This window comes from Pseudomonas chlororaphis (assembly GCF_001921865.1).
In the GTDB taxonomy this organism is placed as follows: Bacteria; Pseudomonadota; Gammaproteobacteria; order Pseudomonadales; family Pseudomonadaceae; genus Aquipseudomonas; species Aquipseudomonas chlororaphis_D.
The window spans coordinates 348,595-366,482 of the sequence record NZ_MSCT01000019.1; the positions used below are offsets into that span (position 1 = coordinate 348,595).

Annotated in this window: 17 protein-coding genes; 6 read left to right on the forward strand and 11 right to left on the reverse strand. The window is 59.4% G+C overall.

The annotated features are described in order from the left end of the window. Window positions 1–2: 2 nt before the first annotated feature. Entirely contained in the window at window positions 3–722 is a 720-nt protein-coding gene (locus tag BTN82_RS21775; RefSeq protein ID WP_075121155.1) for a response regulator, read from the reverse strand. 720 nt (window positions 723–1,442) lie between these two features. On the opposite strand from BTN82_RS21775, the gene BTN82_RS21780 reads away from it, so the two are divergent. Beyond that, the gene (locus BTN82_RS21780; RefSeq protein WP_075121156.1) at window positions 1,443–4,334 is read left to right on the forward strand and encodes a ribonucleoside-diphosphate reductase subunit alpha; all 2,892 of its coding nucleotides are present in this window, start codon (window positions 1,443–1,445) and stop codon (window positions 4,332–4,334) included. A 299-nt stretch (window positions 4,335–4,633) separates the two neighbouring features. Here the strand turns inward: BTN82_RS21780 and flgE are convergent, their stop codons facing one another. Genes flgE through flgB form a run of 4 tightly spaced genes read right to left on the reverse strand, consistent with a single transcriptional unit; the run spans window position 4,634 to window position 7,588 of the window. Then, on the reverse strand, window positions 4,634–5,959 hold the full coding sequence (gene flgE, locus BTN82_RS21785) for a flagellar hook protein FlgE (RefSeq protein WP_075121157.1): 1,326 nt from the start codon (window positions 5,957–5,959) through the stop codon (window positions 4,634–4,636). Between the two features lie 30 nt (window positions 5,960–5,989). After that, window positions 5,990–6,718: a flagellar hook assembly protein FlgD gene (flgD, locus tag BTN82_RS21790; protein WP_075121158.1), complete on the reverse strand. Its 729-nt coding sequence runs from the start codon at window positions 6,716–6,718 to the stop codon at window positions 5,990–5,992. 15 nt (window positions 6,719–6,733) lie between these two features. Continuing rightward, complete coding sequence (gene flgC, locus BTN82_RS21795; RefSeq protein ID WP_007921629.1) at window positions 6,734–7,177, reverse strand: flagellar basal body rod protein FlgC; 444 nt, start codon at window positions 7,175–7,177, stop codon at window positions 6,734–6,736. Window positions 7,178–7,180: 3 nt separating this feature from the next. Beyond that, window positions 7,181–7,588, reverse strand: coding sequence for a flagellar basal body rod protein FlgB (gene flgB, locus BTN82_RS21800; RefSeq protein ID WP_075121159.1), 408 nt, complete (start codon window positions 7,586–7,588; stop codon window positions 7,181–7,183). Between flgB and BTN82_RS31195 the strand changes: the two genes are divergently transcribed. Continuing rightward, window positions 7,587–7,829, forward strand: a complete 243-nt coding sequence (locus tag BTN82_RS31195; RefSeq protein WP_148169602.1) for a hypothetical protein — start codon at window positions 7,587–7,589, stop codon at window positions 7,827–7,829. The two genes, flgB and BTN82_RS31195, sit on opposite strands and share 2 nt — an antisense overlap. A 3-nt stretch (window positions 7,830–7,832) precedes the next feature. On the opposite strand, the gene cheR is transcribed toward BTN82_RS31195, so the two are convergent. Next, a complete protein-coding gene (gene cheR, locus BTN82_RS21805; RefSeq protein WP_075121160.1) occupies window positions 7,833–8,660 on the reverse strand; it encodes a protein-glutamate O-methyltransferase CheR in 828 nt (275 codons plus the stop codon). Between the two features lie 44 nt (window positions 8,661–8,704). Next, window positions 8,705–9,637: a chemotaxis protein CheV gene (locus BTN82_RS21810; RefSeq protein WP_075121161.1), complete on the reverse strand. Its 933-nt coding sequence runs from the start codon at window positions 9,635–9,637 to the stop codon at window positions 8,705–8,707. A gap of 74 nt (window positions 9,638–9,711) precedes the next feature. Here BTN82_RS21810 and flgA point away from each other — a divergent pair, with 74 nt between their 5' ends. From flgA to BTN82_RS21830, 4 genes are all read left to right on the forward strand, one after another. Next, window positions 9,712–10,473: a flagellar basal body P-ring formation chaperone FlgA gene (flgA, locus tag BTN82_RS21815; RefSeq protein WP_075121162.1), complete on the forward strand. Its 762-nt coding sequence runs from the start codon at window positions 9,712–9,714 to the stop codon at window positions 10,471–10,473. 150 nt (window positions 10,474–10,623) lie between these two features. Then, a complete protein-coding gene (gene flgM / locus BTN82_RS21820) occupies window positions 10,624–10,944 on the forward strand; it encodes a flagellar biosynthesis anti-sigma factor FlgM (RefSeq protein WP_075121163.1) in 321 nt (106 codons plus the stop codon). Window positions 10,945–10,993: 49 nt separating this feature from the next. Next, window positions 10,994–11,461: a flagella synthesis protein FlgN gene (locus tag BTN82_RS21825; protein WP_075121164.1), complete on the forward strand. Its 468-nt coding sequence runs from the start codon at window positions 10,994–10,996 to the stop codon at window positions 11,459–11,461. A gap of 95 nt (window positions 11,462–11,556) precedes the next feature. Further along, complete coding sequence (locus BTN82_RS21830) at window positions 11,557–12,303, forward strand: flagellar brake protein (protein WP_075121165.1); 747 nt, start codon at window positions 11,557–11,559, stop codon at window positions 12,301–12,303. Between the two features lie 57 nt (window positions 12,304–12,360). On the opposite strand, the gene BTN82_RS21835 is transcribed toward BTN82_RS21830, so the two are convergent. The 4 genes from BTN82_RS21835 to BTN82_RS21850 form a co-directional block, all read right to left on the reverse strand. Beyond that, on the reverse strand, window positions 12,361–13,731 hold the full coding sequence (locus tag BTN82_RS21835; protein WP_075121166.1) for an MFS transporter: 1,371 nt from the start codon (window positions 13,729–13,731) through the stop codon (window positions 12,361–12,363). A 69-nt stretch (window positions 13,732–13,800) separates the two neighbouring features. Further along, window positions 13,801–15,042: a glutamine synthetase family protein gene (locus BTN82_RS21840; protein ID WP_186828430.1), complete on the reverse strand. Its 1,242-nt coding sequence runs from the start codon at window positions 15,040–15,042 to the stop codon at window positions 13,801–13,803. A gap of 249 nt (window positions 15,043–15,291) precedes the next feature. After that, window positions 15,292–15,984, reverse strand: coding sequence for a sensor histidine kinase (locus tag BTN82_RS21845; protein ID WP_075121168.1), 693 nt, complete (start codon window positions 15,982–15,984; stop codon window positions 15,292–15,294). Beyond that, a complete protein-coding gene (locus BTN82_RS21850; RefSeq protein WP_075121169.1) occupies window positions 15,981–17,585 on the reverse strand; it encodes a tetratricopeptide repeat-containing response regulator in 1,605 nt (534 codons plus the stop codon). The genes BTN82_RS21845 and BTN82_RS21850 overlap by 4 nt, the downstream gene beginning before the upstream one ends. Between the last annotated feature and the right edge of the window lie 303 nt (window positions 17,586–17,888).

Here is a 17,888-nt window from a genome sequence, read left to right on the forward strand (position 1 = left end):
GGCTACAGGTCGGCTGCGGCTTCGGGGACGAACAGGTAACCCTTGCTGCGGATGGTCTTGATCAGCCGCGGGTGGTCCGGGTCGTCGCCGATTTTCGGACGGATCCGCGAAATCCGCACATCGATGGAGCGGTCCTGGCCGTCATAGCCGATGCCCCGCAGGGCGGTGAAGATTTCCTCGCGGGACAGGATGCGCCCGGCGTTGTCCACCAGCAGCCAGAGCAAGTCGAATTCGGCACTGGTCAACTCGATCCCGGCGTCGTGCAACCAGGCCTCGCGCAAGGCGTTGTCCACCACCAGGGGGCCGAAGCGCAAGCGCCGGGTCTTCTCCGGCGCGGGACTCTCCACCGGTTCGCTGCGCCGCAACAGGGCCTGGACCCTGGCCAGCAGCAGGCGCGGACGAACCGGCTTGCACACATAATCGTCGGCACCGGTGTCCAGCCCCAGCACCTGGTCCATGTCGTCGGTGCGCGCGGTCAGCATCAGGATCGGCCCGTCGTAACGATCGCGAACCTTGCGGCAGATGCTCAGGCCGTCCTCGCCGGGCAGCATCAGGTCGAGAATCACCAAGTCGGGCTGTTCGGCCACGATCCGCGCCGCGGCCAGTGCGCCATTGCCCTCGATGGCGACCTGCAAGCCATTGCTCTGCAGATATTCACAGGTCAACTCGGCCAGTCGCTGGTCGTCCTCGACGATCAATATCCGCCACGCTTCTTGCTCCACGGTGACCTCTGCTTGCCAGATACGGGTCGGGAAGAATCCGCCCGCCTTTTTGTAATGTGAGATAAGTAAAACGGTGTCTGGAAGGCCCGATTGTAGCAATGGCCTGGGCCGTGAACACAAGGCGGCAAATATGCTCGGTGAAGGCGTTTTTTTGTGGTAGGGTTCGCGCCCGAAAAAATCCGCCACGGGCCGTTCTGCGCGGTAAAAAACAGTGACAAACGGTACGATCCAGCCCTGCTGCGGCCTGCATGAGCTTTACACAATTTACGCACAAGCTTATCCACAGGCTGTACGTTGCAATCACCCCCAAAAACGCATTATCTTGTAGCCCATCGGCAAAAAAACCCTACATCTAGGGTTTCACGCCAAAAACCAAACACAAATCAGACAAGAAACTCAAGCGCTTTTCTTGCACTCGTTTGGTGGAACCAATCAGATTTTCAGCAGCCAAACCGCGCGTGCGGATGGCTGATAGTTTTCCAGCCCATAGCAAGGAAAACGGTACGGGTGTTGCAGCACATGGCTGCCACCCACCAGGAATACGGTAACGAGCCACTGGCCCGCTACCGATGACTTCGGCATGGAAGCGGCGCCTACAGCCCCCCTTCCTGAACTGTCCCGAAGTCGTTATGCCCGGCGTGCGCCGGTTGTAGTGCTTCAGGACGGAACGGTGGGCACCCATAAAGTGCCCAAACAAACATAGAGAACGTGGAGACACCCATGCAAACCGACACAACTCGCGAGAACTCGCAGGCCAACGCGCCGCAGGCTGCCGATACCAATCTGGATCTGTCTGCCACCGCGCCTGGCCAATTGCGCGTGATCAAGCGTAACGGCACTGTCGTTCCTTACACCGATGACAAAATCACCGTCGCCATCACCAAAGCGTTCCTCGCAGTTGAAGGCGGCACCGCTGCCGCTTCGTCGCGAATCCACGACACCGTCGCCCGCCTGACCGAACAGGTCACCGCCACCTTCAAGCGTCGCATGCCCTCGGGCGGCACCATCCATATCGAAGAGATCCAGGACCAGGTCGAACTGGCCCTGATGCGCGCAGGCGAGCAGAAAGTTGCCCGCGACTACGTGATCTACCGTGACTCGCGCGCCAAGGAGCGGGCCACCCGCACCACCGGCGAGCAGCCGGTGCAGGCTCACCCGTCGATCCGCATCACCCGCACCGACGGCAGCTTCGCGCCCCTGGACATGGGCCGCCTGAACACCATCGTCAGTGAAGCTTGCGAAGGCCTGGAAGAAGTCGACGGCGACCTGATCCAACGCGAAACCCTGAAGAACCTCTACGACGGCGTAGCGCTCAAAGACGTCAACACCGCCCTGGTGATGACCGCGCGTACCCTGGTAGAACGCGAGCCGAACTACTCGTTCGTGACCGCCCGCCTGCTGATGGACACCCTGCGCGCCGAAGGCCTGAGCTTCCTGGAAGTGGCCGAGAGCGCCACCCACCACGAGATGGCCGACCTGTACGCCAAGGCCCTGCCGGCCTACGTTGCCAAAGGCATCGAGTTCGAGCTGCTGAACCCTGTACTGGCCGATTTCGACCTGGAAAAACTCGGCAAGGCAATCAACCACGAGCGCGACCAGCAGTTCACCTACCTGGGCCTGCAGACCCTGTACGACCGCTACTTCATCCACAAGGACGGCGTGCGTTTCGAACTGCCGCAGATCTTCTTCATGCGCGTGGCCATGGGCCTGGCGATCGAAGAGAAGCAACGCGAAGACCGCGCCATCGAGTTCTACAACCTGTTGTCGTCCTTCGACTACATGGCGTCGACCCCGACCCTGTTCAACGCCGGTACCCTGCGTCCACAGCTGTCGAGCTGCTACCTGACCACCGTGCCGGACGACCTGTCGGGCATCTACGGCGCGATCCACGACAACGCCATGCTGTCGAAATTCGCCGGCGGCCTGGGCAACGACTGGACTCCGGTCCGCGCGCTGGGTTCGTACATCAAGGGCACCAACGGCAAATCCCAGGGCGTCGTGCCTTTCCTGAAAGTGGTCAACGACACCGCTGTAGCCGTCAACCAGGGTGGCAAGCGCAAAGGCGCCGTGTGTGCCTACCTGGAAACCTGGCACATGGACATCGAAGAGTTCATCGAGCTGCGCAAGAACACCGGTGATGATCGTCGTCGTACCCACGACATGAACACCGCCAACTGGATCCCCGACCTGTTCATGAAGCGTGTCTTCGACGACGGCAAGTGGACCCTGTTCTCGCCATCGGAAGTACCGGACCTGCACGACCTGACCGGCAAGGCCTTCGAAGAGCGCTACGAGTACTACGAAGCCCTGTGCGAATACGGCAAGATCAAGCTGTTCAAGACCATCCAGGCCAAAGACCTGTGGCGCAAGATGCTGTCGATGCTGTTCGAAACCGGCCACCCATGGCTGACCTTCAAGGATCCGTGCAACCTGCGCAGCCCGCAGCAGCATGTGGGCGTAGTCCACAGCTCGAACCTGTGCACCGAGATCACCTTGAACACCAACAAGGACGAGATCGCCGTTTGCAACCTGGGCTCGATCAACCTGCCGAACCACATCGTCGACGGCAAGCTGGACACTGCCAAGCTGCAACGCACCGTGAACACCGCGGTACGCATGCTCGACAACGTGATCGACATCAACTACTACTCGGTGCCGCAAGCGCAGAACTCCAACTTCAAGCACCGTCCGGTGGGCCTGGGCATCATGGGCTTCCAGGACGCGCTGTACCTGCAGCACATCGCCTACGGTTCCGACGCTGCCGTCGAGTTCGCCGACAAGTCCATGGAAGCAGTCAGCTACTACGCGATCCAGGCTTCCTGCGATCTGGCCGACGAGCGCGGCGCCTACGAGACGTTCCAGGGTTCGCTGTGGTCCAAGGGCATCCTGCCGCTGGATTCGCAACAGATCCTGATCGAAGCCCGTGGCCAGAAGTACATCGATGTCGACCTCAACGAATCCCTGGACTGGGCACCAGTACGCGCCCGTGTACAGAAAGGCATTCGTAACTCGAACATCATGGCCATCGCACCGACCGCAACCATCGCCAACATCACCGGCGTATCGCAGTCGATCGAACCGACCTACCAGAACCTCTATGTGAAATCGAACCTGTCGGGCGAATTCACCGTGATCAACCCGTACCTGGTTCGCGACCTCAAGGCCCGCGGCCTGTGGGACTCGGTCATGATCAACGACCTGAAGTACTACGACGGTTCCGTGCAGCAGATCGAGCGTATCCCGCAAGAACTCAAAGAGCTCTACGCGACGGCCTTCGAAGTGGAAACCAAGTGGATCGTCGACGCCGCCAGCCGTCGCCAGAAGTGGATCGACCAGGCCCAGTCGTTGAACCTCTACATCGCCGGCGCTTCGGGCAAGAAGCTCGACGTGACCTACCGCATGGCTTGGTACCGTGGCCTGAAAACCACTTACTACCTCCGTGCGCTGGCCGCGACCAGCACCGAGAAGTCGACCATCAACACCGGCAAGCTGAACGCTGTTTCCAGCGGCGGCAACCACGGTGACGACTCGGTCCTGGCCGCTCCGGCAGGTCCTGCTCCAGTGCCGAAGGCTTGCGCCATCGACGAGCCGGATTGCGAAGCGTGCCAATAAGCTTCAATCGGTAAGCGCCGCCCGGCGCTGACCCGAACCCCCGACAGGCCCTAGCCTGCCGGGGGTTTTCTTTTGCCTGCGGAAAACCCACCAATCTGTAGCGGCTGCGTTGCCAGAGCCAGGCACGAATCGCCCCCCCTACCAGGCCCGGCGCCCCGTCTTACTACCGCGCTTGACGCTTATCGCGAGCAAGCTTCGCTCCTACAAAAGCAAGAGCCGAATGCGGAAGAAAATCCTGCAGGCACAAAAAAGCCCCTGCGCTGAGGGGCTTTTTATCGAGCGGCGTCAGCCGGCCATTATCAGGTCATCTGGATAATGGTCTGCATGATGGTGCTCTGGGTGGAGATGGTCTTGGCGTTCGCCTGATAGTTGCTCTGGGCCTTGATCAGGTCCACGAGCTCATTGGTCAGGTTGACGTTCGACTCCTCCAGGGAGTTGGACACGACCGTACCCAGGGTACCGGTCTGGGGAGCGTCGTAGCCCGGTACGCCCGAAGCGTAGGTTTCTCTCCAGCTGGTGCCGCCGACCGGCTGCAGGCCTTGTTCGTTGGTGAAGCTGGCCAGGGAAATCTGCCCGATTGCCTTGTTCTGGCTGTTGCTGAAGTTGGCGAACAGGGTGCCGGTACCGTCGATGGTCAGGTTGGTGATCTGGCCAGTGGCATAACCGTCCTGCGTCGGCAGCGAACGTGCGGTGTCGGCGTTGAACTGAGTGGTATTGGTCATGGCGATGGTCACGCCGCCAGCATTGGCGCTGGCACCGTTGGCCTTCCATACACCGTTGGTCACGGTGCCCGGCACCCAGCCAGTGAGGGTCAGGTTATTGCCTGGGTTCGGGGTAGTCGACGGTGGAGTGATCACCGACACCAGCTTGCCCGCCGAATCGAAGTTCATGGTCGACGCTACCGGATCGGTTGCGCCACCCACGGTCGGAGCCGAGCCATCGAGGTTACGACCATCGACCAAGGTATAGGTCTTCCAGGTGTTGGCACCGGTTTTCACCATGTACTGGTCCAGCTTGTGCTCGTTGCCCTGGCTGTCGTAGATCGGCGTGCTGAACTGCTTGGTGTAGGTTTCGACCTTGGTCGGATCGAAGGCAAAACCTGTCACGCTCTGGTCGATGACTGGCGCAGTGGAGTTCAGGTTGATAGTCGAGGACACCGCGCTGGTAGCCTTCGGCGACAGGTTCGAGGTATCGATGCGCAAGTCGGTCAGCACGCCGTTGATAATCTTGCCGTTGCCATCGACCGCGTAACCCTGCAGACGCGCAGTGCCATCGCTGTTGGTGATATAGCCGTCTTTATCGGTCTTGAAGGTACCGGCACGGGTGTAGGTCAGCGAGCCATTGTCGCTCAGCACGAAGAAACCCGAACCCTGGATACCCATGTCCAACACGTTGCCGGTGTTGTTCACGTCGCCTTGGCCGAACTGCTGGGAAACGTTGGCTAGACGCACGCCGTTACCCACGGTCTTGCTGCCGGAGCCCAACTTAGTGGCCGAGTAGACGTCGGCGAATTCGGCACGGGACGATTTGAAGCCAGTGGTCGCCACGTTGGCAATGTTGTTGCCGGTCACATCCAGTTGCTTGTTGGCAGCGTAGAGACCGCTAAGGCCGATATTAAAAGACATATTCCACTCCTTGTGCCGCGTTAATCGGCTCTAGATACCAATGGTTTTAACTTTGGAGAGCGCCACCGGGCTGCTCAGTCCCGCGAGGTTCAACATCAGCTCACCGCCGGTCTGGCTGATGGTGACGCTGTTGACCGTCGCCGGCAGGTAGGTGACCAGATCGGTCGCCTTACCGTCGATCGTGGTGCTGGCCTTGAAGGTGTAATTGCCCGGCTCGGCCTTGGTGCCGTCGGTCTTGGTGCCGTCCCAGACAAAGCTGGCGCTGCCGGCTTTCTGACTGCCCAGGTCGATAGTCTTGACCGCCTTGCCATCCTTGTCGGTGATGGTCACTGTGACGCCGCTGACCCCGGTCGGCACGGTGACCGAACCGGTCATGCTCTTCGTGGTGTCGACCTGGGTGGTCCCGGACTGCACGATCACCGAGCGGCCAACCAAGGAAGAAGCCTGCAAGGCTTGCGAAGACTTATAGTTGCCGGCGATTGCCGTGACCGAATCGTTCAGCGTGGTAATGCCTTCCAGGCTGCTGAACTGCGCCAGCTGGGCAACGAACTCGCTGTTGTCTTGCGGGTCCAGCGGGTTCTGGTTTTTCAGCTGGGTCACCAGCAGCTTCAGGAACGCGTCCTTGCCCAGGGCATTCTTGCCCGTGGCGCTGTTGGTCGCTGCCGCCAGGCCATCGCTGCTGGTGGTCGGGGTCTTCTTCGAGGAGTTCGCGAGGATCTCCTTGAGCGTCAGGCCACTGGTGGTATCGGTAACACTCATCTGAGTCGCCCCTTATCACTGACCGAGGGTCAGGACCTTCTGCATCATGGTTTTGGCGGTATTCATCATTTCTGCGTTGGTCTGGAACGAGCGACTGGCGGAAATCATATCGGCCATTTCTTCCACCACGTTGACGTTGGGGTAGTAGACATAACCCTTGGCGTCGGCTGCCGGATGGTTAGGCTCGTAACGGGCCTCGAGATTGCTCTGGTCCTCGACCACGCCCAGCACCTGGACGCCCTGGCCGGCCGCATCCTGGTTCTGGAACAGCGACTCGCTGCCGCCGCTTTGCGCGCCCTGGAACATGGTGGCGAACACCGGGTGGCGCGCACGGTAGGTCTGGTCGATGCTCGACGAGACAGTCTCGGCGTTGGCGATGTTACTGGCGACGGTGTTCAAGCGAGTGGTCTGGGCACTCATGCCACTACCGGCAATATTGAAAACACTGGCAAGGGACATGGATTACTCTCCGCGCAGGGCTGACACCAGCCCTTTGAATTTGCTGTTGAGCAGCGTGAAGCTGGCTTGGAAGTTCACCGAGTTCTCGGCGTAGTTCGACTGTTCCAGTTGGGCATCCACGGTGTTCTGGTCGATCGAGGGTTGCATCGGCGTGCGATACAGCAACGACTCGTCGCCGTTGCTCAGGCCTTCGGCTTCGATATGACGGCTGTTGGTCATGTTCAGGGCAAAGCTGCCGTTCTTGGCTTTCTCGTTCTGCTCGGCGAGCACGGCGGAGAAGTCCAGATCCCGAGCCTTGTAGTTCGGGGTATCGGCGTTGGCGATGTTGTTGGCCAGTACCTCGGCACGCTTGGCGCGAAAGCCAAGAGCCTGTTCATGAATGCCGAGCGCTTTATCGAAGCTGATGCTCATGTCGGAAACCTTCGACCAGATTTTTCGTAAGCTGGACAAAGCAATCAGCGTGCCAACTGCTAACTCCCCCGTAAATCAAGGCCTTGCAGGCAAGCGGCAAAGCGGCAATGCCAGAAAAGCGGCAAGGCATTTCCGCGAAACGTCAGCAAAGCGGCAATGCATCCATTGCCGCTCTCCAGCGCCAGTGAAATCACAGGCACAAAAAAAGAGGCACGAAGGCCTCTTTTTCCAACAACCATAACCCTTACTTCGCCTGGTAAATGATCCCAGGGCTGCACTGCACCATCTGATAATGGTCCGGCAGGCCATTGAGCGCCTCGGAAGCCCCGAGGAACAGGTAACCACCCGGTTTCAGCGTGCTGTGAATGCGCATCAGGATGTCCTTCTTCACCTCGGCGGAGAAGTAGATCAACACATTGCGGCAAAACACGATGTCGAACTTGCCCAGGCTGGCATAGCTGTCCAGCAGGTTGAACGAGCGAAATTCGACGCGACTCTTGATCGGCGCCTTGACCATCCAGCGCCCCGGCCCCTTGGGATCGAAATAGCGCTGCAAGCGGTCGGCTGACAAACCGCGACCGATCGCCAGGCTGTCGTACTCGCCCGTCTTGCAGTTGTTCAACATGGTCCCGGACAGGTCGGTGGCAACGATCTGCACCCCCATCTTCAATTGCCCCATGTTGACTTTCTCGAACTCGTCGATCGACATGGACAACGAATAGGGCTCCTGCCCCGAGGAACAGGCCGCCGACCAGATACGCAAGCGCTGGTTGGGGCTGGCCTTGATGGCCTCCGGCAGGACCTTGTTCTTCAACACCTCAAACGGATAGGTATCGCGGAACCACAGGGTTTCGTTGGTGGTCATGGCATCGACCACCATCTCTCGCAAACCGCTGCGCGGCTGGCTCTGGATACGCTGAACCAGCTCCCCGAGGGACTTGATGCCTTGCTGTTCCATCAGTTTGTTGAGACGGCTCGACACCAGATATTGCTTGTTCTCACCCAGCAAGATCCCACAGGCTTTTTCCAGGAATACCCGGAACTGTTCGAAATCCAAATTACCCGTAGACAATGATGCCGCCTCTTAAATCGTGTGACCGCCAGGGACGGATATCCCTAGCTGTTATCTGCTTCTTTGATCCGGGCAACAACCCGGGATGCCAGGTCATCAGGACGAAACTTGGCAAGGAAGTCATCGGCACCGACCTTCTTCACCATCGCCTGATTGAATACGCCTGACAACGAAGTATGCAGGATGATATGCAGCTTTTGCATGCGTGGATCGTTGCGTATTTCAGCCGTGAGGGTGTAGCCATCCATCTCCGGCATCTCGATGTCGGAGATCATCATCAGAAACTCTTCTTCAGGTTTCTTGCCCTCGTCGACCAGCTTGCGCAGGTAGTCCAGCGCCTGCCTACCGTCATTCAGGGCGACCACTTCGACCCCCACTGTCTGCAGGCAACGCGTGACCTGCTTGCGCGCCACCGACGAGTCATCGACCGTCAACACCCGCAACGAAACAGCCTTGTGCTGAGTCTCGATATCCACCACGCCAACCGAAATGGTCTCGGGCGTCGGCGCGACTTCGGCGAGGATTTTCTCGACGTCGATGATTTCCACCAACTGATTGTCGACCCGCGTCACCGCCGTCAGGTAGTGGTCGCGCCCCGTCCCCTTGGGTGGCGGATGGATCTCCTCCCAGTTCATGTTGACGATACGCTCGACCGATCTCACCAGAAACCCCTGAGTCTTGGTGTTGTACTCAGTGATGATGACAAAGGGGTTGCTCTGATCCTGCAACCCGCCCGAACCGGTGGCCATTGCCAGGTCCAGGATCGGAATGGTTGCCCCTCGAATATTCGCGACACCGCACACCACAGGACTGGACTTGGGCATCAGGGTCAGTTTGGGGCATTGCAGCACCTCCCGAACCTTGAACACGTTGATCCCATAAAGCTGCCCTCCGTCGAGACGGAACAACAACAGCTCAAGGCGATTCTGCCCTACCAGTTGCGTGCGCTGGTTCACCGAATCCATTACACCAGCCATGTCCAGACTCCCCAAAGCTAAAGATCCGACGCGCGCTCATTGCTAAACGGCACGGCGCTTGCTTTTTAACTGTTATGAACGCCAAAACGACATTTTCCCGACGCCTGACATCAAACTACCGCAAATTGCTGTGCGGGCTATCGGCACTGTTTTTCTTGAACCCTGGCCATCCTGCCTTTGCTGACTCGGTAACCCTGCCTGATCTACTTATCGGCGTCACTCAAGGGTTTCTTGAATTCACCGTAGAAGACTATCTGGCTACCAGTCAAACCCCGGGGCGCTATGAGATCCAGGTCAATCAACTTGACCCGCGGATGCGCATGCCGCGATGCGACAAGGAATTGACAGCGACCCTAGAAAGCCCGGCACAACCGTTGGGACGGGTGACCGTTCGGGTGCGTTGCGAGGGCTCCTCGCCCTGGACTGTATTCGTCCCCGCCCAGGTCAAGCTGTTCCGGGAAGTGGTGACCACCACCCGCCCCCTCAAGCGCGCCGGCATCATCAGTCCTGAGGATGTGATGCTGCGCGAGCGCGATATCGGCCAGATCAACCAGGGCTACCTGACCTCGGTGGATCAAGCCATTGGACAGCGGCTTGTCCGACCAATGGTAGCCGACCAACTCGTCACACTGGTCCACCTGGAACAGGCTGAAGTGGTGCGCAAAGGCGACCAGGTGGTGATCTCCGCCCGTAGTGGCACCCTGAACGTCAAAATGCCGGGCGAAGCCCTGTCCAACGGAGGCATGAGCGAGCAGATACGGGTCAAGAACCTCAACTCACAACGGGTCATAAAAGCGCGGATCACCGCGCCAGGCCAGGTGGAAGTCGCCATGTAGACGACTGGCGCTGCGCCCTGTTGCCCCCTAAACTGTGGCCCATGCAGGGCAACAGCGGCGCGTGCGGGCTCATCGATATTTGAGCCTAAAGTTTTCCGGGGTATTGCCGAAAACAAGTCAAGCGTCCAAATACCCAGAGGTTTTTTTACCATGGTCATCGATTTCAGCCGTTTAAACAGCTCTCCCTCACTCACTGGCAGCACGCGTACCAGCGCCAGCAAGGAAACCGGCGATGCCGAAAAATCCGCGCCGCTGAACGCCCCGACCGAACAGGCCAGTATCAGCGGGGAGTCGGTACACCTCAGCAATGAGGCTCAACAGTTGCAAAAGATCACTGATAAGCTGCGCGATCAGCCTGCCGTCGACAACGCCCGTGTGGCCGAGTTGAAGCAAGCGATTGCCGATGGCAGCTATAAAGTCGATAGCAACCGTGTAGCCAGCAAACTGCTCAACTTCGAAGCCCAGCGCTAGGCATAAGGCCTGCGCCAGTTTTTTGGACGCTTAAAACCCAAGGCCATACATGCACGACACTAATTTGCTGCAACTGATCACTGACGACTTTGCTCCAGCTCAACAATTGCTGGCGTTGTTGGGCGACGAATCCCTCGCCCTGCACGGTCGCGACATGTCGCTGCTGGAAGAAATTCTCGCGCAGAAGCAAGCCTTGATCATTTTGCTCGAGCAGCATGGCCGCAAACGCAGCGAAATTCTCGCCAGCCTGAATCTTCCCGCCAGCCGGGCCGGCCTGGAACAACTGGCCAGCCACTCCTCGATTGGCGACCAGTTACTGGCCCAGAGCGACGTGCTGACGCAAATGCTTGCCGATTGCCAGGCAGCGAACGAACTCAATGGCCGCTCGATCCAGATTCAACAAGCCACCACGGCCAATCAGTTGAAAATCCTTACCGGTGGCGAGCCCCCTGCCCTCTATGATGCGCGCGGCTCTACCTCCAACCTTGCGAAGCCTCGTCCGCTTAGCCAGGCTTGACCCCAGAAATGAGCACGCCCTATCAAGTCACGGAACATGCTGGCAAAATGCCGGCTCTTGCGTGTAGTCGTATTTTGTCTGGAGATTGATGAACCGTGTTCAGTGCCGTAAACGCAGAAGATGCGCCGCAGCCACCCAAGGTGCTCACCACGCCCCTGGAAATCACCTCCACGCTGCGCTTGCTGCAAGAGAGCCATGACCCGCTGATCATCACTTTCCACGAACGCAGCCAGCGCTTTCAAAGTTATCTGATCGAACTCGATCGCGATGCCAACATGATCGCCCTGGATGAAATGATTCCTCGTGACGGCGAACGCTTCATGCTCGCTGGCGAGCCATTCCGTATCGAAGGCTTTCACGAAGGCGTGCGTATTGCCTGGGAAAGCAACAGCGTCCCAACCATCGACGAATCCAATGGCGGACGCTGCTACCGTGGCCCCCTGCCGGACGAAGTGGTTTATCACCAGCGCCGCAACGCCTTTCGCGCCGCCTTGAAACTGGCCCAACTGGTCAACATCGAACTGGGGGGCGAGAAACTCAAGGCTCCGATCTCCGGCAAACTGCTGGATATCTCCGCCACCGGCTGCAAGCTGCGTTTCGATGGCGACATCTCCGGCCGCCTGCAACTGGGCCAGGTCTACGAACGCTTTATCGCCGCCCTGCCCTTCGGCAGCATGACCGCACCGGTAGAACTGCGTTATCTGCACCACGAAGAGAAGATCGACACGACGTTCGCCGGCGTGCGCTTTCATAACATGAGCGGGCTGGTCCAACGCCAGGTCGAGCGTTTTGTCTATCAGTTGCAGCGCGAGGCTCGACGCTTCGACAAAGACGACCTCTGAGACTCGAAGGTCGAAAAAACGGGCAGTCCCTTGCGGCGACTGCCCGTTTTTTTTGCTTTAGGGCCTACCCCCACCGAGCGGGTCCGACCCTGGATCATCCGGCGCCACCGCCGGCTCCTCAACCTCGTCCGCGACTACCGTCGTGGCGTCGGCTCCCGGCACGTTGCCTTGTTGCATCTGATCCTGCACCACCTGTTCGTCAACCCGCGGATCGAGCGCAGCCACCAGTGGTGAACTGGCCATGCTGTCCGGCATCGCCACGTGATGCAGTGGCGCATCATCGACCTGATGCAGGTTGGTCACCGCTTTCGGCCGGATACGCCAGACCAGTACCAGGGCAAAAAAACTGAAGAATGCATACAGCATCTGGCTGCCGAACAACTTCATCAGCACCCCCGCCACCAAAGGCCCGACACTGGCCCCGACGCCGTAAGTCACCAGCAACATCGCGGTCAGCGAGACCCGCCGATCACTTTCCACATGGTCGTTGGAAAAGGCCACCGCCAGCGGGTACAGGCAGAACTGCACCAGCGAACACAGGAACCCCAGCGCAAACAACACCTCCAGCGGCACCTCGGGCAAAATCGCCAATGGCAGGGCTGCCACAGCCAGGAAGCAGGCAAAACAACGAATCAGCAGGGCCCGATCGTAACGATCGGATAACCAGCCCAACGGCCACTGCACCACCAGCCCGGCAAAAATGCAGCTCCCCATGAACAGGCCGACCTGCTCGGTACTCAGGCCTTGCTGGGAGGCGTACAGCGGCGCCAAGCCATAGAACGAACCGACAATCAGCCCCGCTCCGAGCACCGTACTCAGCGACTGCGGAACACGCTTGATAAAGAAGCGTGGCTCCATGGGCGCCGGATGCAAAGGCGCAGGGTGAATGCGCCGAGTCATGGCCACCGGCACCAGGCACAAGGCAAAGCACAGGGCTACCAGCATCAGCAGCTCAAGCCCAAGGGCCGGGTGCATGACCAGAATCAGTTGCCCCAGGACCAACCCCAGGTACGAGGCAATCATGTAGCCACTGAATACCAGCCCACGCTGCTTGGCATCGGCCTGCTCGTTGAGCCAGCTTTCGATGACCATGTACTGACACATCATGCCCAGGCCGACGACCATCCGTAGCATCAGCCAGGCCGGCAACCAGTCCACCAGCCCATGCCCCAATACCGCCGCACCGACGATCCCGGCACAGGTGGCGTAAGCCCGAATATGGCCAACCCGGGCAATCAGGCGGTGACCGATTTTCCCCCCCAGCACCAGGCCGAAGTAGTTGGCCGCCATCAAGGCACCCACCCACAATCCGTCGACATGATCGGCGGCCAGGCGCAATGCCAGGTAGGTGCTGAGCAAACCCGAGCCGATCAACATCATCAGCGAGGCGAAATAAAGCGCTCGAAAGGATTTCCAGATTTGGCGCATCGGCGTTCCGAGCGGCTCCTTGAATTGAGTGTCGGGCCACCCGAAGATAACCCGACTGCGACGTTTCGGTTAAGCCTGGGCCGCTAAAACGCGCCGCTCCCAAGGCGTTATTTCATCAAAGAAACTGGTCAACTCCATGGTCTTCGAAGCGACATATCCTTCGATGAACTCATTGCCGAACAATTCCCTGGCCAACTGGCTACGCTTCAGACGCTCGAGAGCCGCATGCAAGGTACAAGGCAACGATAAACTGTCCGGCACGGCAAACTCACCCTGAATCGCCGGCGCCGGCTCCAGTTCGTTTTCGATACCGTGCAACCCCGCGGCCAGGCTTGCGGCAATCGCCAGGTACGGGTTGGCATCGGCGCCCGGCAAACGGTTCTCGACCCGTCGCGCCACTGGCGAACTGGCTGGAATACGCAAGCCTGCCGCCCGATTGTCATGGGACCAGCAAGCGTTGTTCGGCGATGCATAAGGGTGGCACAGGCGCTGGTAGGAGTTGACGTTCGGCGCGAACAGCGCGGTGAAGTCCGCCAACCCAGCCTGCAGCCCACCAATGAAGTGACGGAACGTTGCAGTCGGCTCTCCGGCTTCGTCGCTGAACACATTACGACCGCTGGCCGACTCGACCAGGCTCTGGTGAATATGCATCGAGCTGCCGGGCGTATGCGCCAGCGGCTTGGCCATGCACACCACAGTCAGGCCATGCTTGAGCGCCACTTCCTTGAGCAGATGCTTGAACAGGAAGGTCTGATCGGCCAGCAGTAGCGGATCACCATGCAAAAGGTTGATCTCGAACTGACTGACGCCCATTTCATGCATGAAGGTATCGCGCGGCAGGCCCAACGCTGCCATGCAGGAATAGACCTCATTGAAGAATGGCCGCAGACCGTTGTTGGAGCTGACACTGAACGCCGAATGCCCATCTTCGCGACGACCGTCCAGGCCCACGGGCGGCTGGAAGGGTTGGGTCGGATCGGTATTGGGCGCGAACACAAAAAACTCCAGCTCGGTCGCCACCACTGGCGACAGGCCGCGAGCAGCGTAGCGTGCGATGACCTGCTTGAGCTGACCACGAGTGGAAAGACGCGAGCTTTCTCCGCTCAGTTCGTCCGCATCACAGATCGCCAGGGCTCGCAGCGGCTGGCTCCAGGGCAGGCGGTGAATCTGTTGCGGGTCGGCATTGAGCGCCAGGTCGCCGTCGTCGCTGCCGTAGAAACGTGCTGGCGGATAGCCTCCCATGATGCATTGCAGCAGCACCCCGCGAGCCATCTGCAGACGCCGCCCTTCGAGGAAGCCCTCGGCAGTCATTACCTTGCCCCGTGGCACGCCATTCAGATCCGGAGTGACACATTCAATCTCGTCAATGCCCGTCAATCGCTGCGCGAGTGAACTGCGGCCATCGGTTGTCATGACTCAATCCTTGTTGTTGTACGAGCCGAAAACGGCGACCCGTACAAAATAGGCTCCGCCTGTTCGGAATTTCAAGCAGCGGCAAACAAAAAGCCATCGAGACACACAACACAAATGCGGCAAAGCCTTAGGGGACCGGCAACCGCCTCAAGGCAGATAAAGGCTGAATATGCCGCCCCCCAGAGGCCCGCCATTACGGATTTCGGTGCGCCCGCAGACACCGTTGCGCTGGTGCAGCGCGGCAATGCGTCCCGCGAAATACAACCCCAGGCCCGTGCTACCGCTGCTGTGATTGATGCCCTGCACATAGTCGGCCTGGTTATCGATCATCTGCTGCGGGTAACCCTCGCCATCGTCATTGATGGTCAGCACCGTCTGCCCAGCCTCATCGTGCACGCTGACCAGCAACGCATGGCGCGCATACCGAATGGCGTTATTGATGCAGTTGCCCAACACCGAGGCGACCAGCTCCCGATCGAAGAACCCCAGCGGAGTCAAAGGATCGACCTCATAGGCCGCGGCAATGCCACGACTGGCGAACACATCCTGGTGGCTGACCAGTTGCGCCTCGATGAAATCGTCCAGCTCGTGGTAACCCGGCTGTATCGGCAACTGGTTGACCCCTAGCTTGTACAGCCCCAGCAATTGCACCAGCATGCCGTTAAGGTGGGCGAACTCGAACTCCATCACGCCCTGCTCCGGCGTGCGCTGCTGCTCCGGCGGCAGCCCGGCCAGCCATTGGCCATGCGCCTGCATGAGCAGGGTCAGGGAGTTTTTCATGTCATGCACGGTGGAAGCGATCACCGTGGAGAAATCCAGAGCCTGTTCGTGAGTATTCATTCGCCAAACGCCTTGCTTCGCAGCTTCTGATAACGCGGATATCGCGCGTCGGTATCGGGCATCAAACCAACCATTTTCAGGCAGGTCCGGCACTCCTCCAGCAGCGTTGCGTCCTGGGCGATGTCAGTGCCGTGCAATAACGACTGCGCCATGTTCAGGGCAATGCTGATGTTCTTCGGTTGCATGGCCAAGGCCCGGCGGAACAGATCCCGCGCCTCGCCCAGGGCACCAGCCTTGTAGCTGCGCACGCCCTGGCGGTTCATGTCAGCGGCGGCGTTGGAGGAATTGAGGATCGCCGGATCATCGGTGAGCTTGGCGATGCCTTCCATGACCTTCGGGTCGTCGCCGTAGATTTCCGCACAGTTTTTCAACATCGATGTCCCGGCATCGGCCTGCCCGAGCATCTGCAGTTGCTTGGCCACCAGCAACGCTGCTTCCGGGCTCATGAATTGCTCCATCCCGTCCAGCCGCAGCATCGCCTGCTCGGTGAGTTTTTCCGCCGTTTCAGCGTCGTTGAGCAAGAGGCTGGTCGCTTTCATCAGGCGCGCGCGAATCTGCAATCCTGGATCGCTGGGGTTTTCCTTGGCCACCGCGCTCAGGGTGCTGTTGATCTCCAGACGCGTACGGGTATCCAGGCCTCTTTCGCTGCCCTTGCTGATCAAGGCATGCGCCAGTCCGAGGTTGCTTTCAGGGTCCTTGAACCGCGATTGCGCTCCCTGGGATACCGCCTGGCGATACGCTTTGGAGGCGGTCTCGAAGTCTTCGTTGTTCATCGCCAGCTTGCCCAGCAACGCTTGTCGGCGCACGGCCAGCGGCGACAGGCGCACCGCCTCCTCGAGAACGCTCTGGGCACGCTTGGAATCCCCTTCGGCGAGCAGCACATCAGCCATGCCGTCGTAGAGCGCCGGCATCACTGGAAAGGCCTTCAAGGCCTTTTCGTAGACAGCCTTGGCCTGGGCCACCTGGCCACGCTTGAACAGCAGGCGGCCCAGGCCGACATAAGCCCACGGCAACGGGCGATCCGCCAGAATGCTCTCGTACAACCGCTCCAGCGCCTCGGTCTGGTTCATGTCGCGCAGAGCGTCGGCGCGATAACGCAGGCATAACGGCGAATAACGCGGGTCCTGCTTGCACAGGGCGATGCAGGCATTCAACACGTCGACCGGCTTGCCGCGATCGAGAGCTTGCAGGATCGGCTTGAGCAGCGACTTGCGTTGCTGCAACCGCTCCAGCCGCTGAGCCAGGCTGGAACGGTTGAAAGGCTTGGTCAGGTAGGCATCCGGCTCATGCTCGAGGGCGCTGAGTACCATGGACTGGCTAGTCTCGGCAGTGACCATGAGAAACACGCTTTCATGGCTGATCAGCTTGTCGCTCATCAGGTCTTCGAGTACCTGCTGCCCATTCTTCTTGCCGTCGCCCAGGTGGTAATCCTGGAGGATGAAGTCATAGCGCTTCTGCGCACACATGCGCAGCGCCTGCTCGCCTGTATCGGCAGTGTCGACGTCCTTGACGCCCAATTCACGCAACATGGATCGGACAGAACTGCGGAAATCGGAGAAATCATCGACGATCAAAAAGCTTTTTTGGTGGTACGCCAGCATCGAAGATTCCACACCCGTAAAAAGATGAAGCCCGAGGCAACAGCAGGAGAGGCTCAAGGCCACCCTCTGCCGACCGGCGGACAACGATAATGGCGCAAGGCCATTAATGCATGCTACATCAACCCTCAATGACGCCCGCTCTTCAGGCACTCGGCCCACGGCATCGCCATTTGATCCGCAACGACATCCATGGGGTTATCGGCCGATTCCAGCGTTCCCTTATAGAGAGTTGCTAAAAGCCCCCGACATTCTTGTTTTCGCGAACCACCCACAGCGGGCGCAGCAAAAACAGCAGGGGAGTCG